The organism is Pseudoalteromonas sp. SR45-4 (genome assembly GCF_014163535.1).
Lineage (GTDB): Bacteria > Pseudomonadota > Gammaproteobacteria > Enterobacterales > Alteromonadaceae > Pseudoalteromonas > Pseudoalteromonas nigrifaciens.
The window spans coordinates 1-303 of record NZ_JACJDO010000128.1 but is presented as its reverse complement, the minus strand read 5'-3'; the positions used below and the strand labels follow the sequence as shown (position 1 = coordinate 303).

The following is a 303-nucleotide window of genomic DNA, read 5'->3' as shown; positions in this document are numbered from 1 at the left end:
ACGCCAGGTGTTTTGGCACCTTTTGAAGAAAGCGTTACTTCAGCCGCTTGGCAAAGCCATTGTGGGTGACTGATAAGGCGCAGTAATCGATTAACGCGACGCGCTTTATCGGTTGCTGTCCATGTCGCTAATTTACGTTGCAGTTCGCTGATTATCAAAGGTCTTCACCTCATTAAGGTGTAAGCGCGCATTTAAGCAGTGCGCTTAGCTATAATCGAAGTCTAGCTGCACATTCCACGGCATTAGGTCGGTAAAATCATCATCACCCTCATCTCGATTCGGCAACGCTTTAAATAAATGCAC

At 46.5% G+C, this 303-nt stretch carries 1 pseudogene; it reads right to left on the bottom strand.

Going from position 1 to position 303, the window contains the following annotated elements:
* Positions 1-158: pseudogene (locus H5058_RS18600) on the bottom strand (group II intron reverse transcriptase/maturase); the annotation flags it as partial.
* Between the last annotated feature and the right edge of the window lie 145 nt (positions 159-303).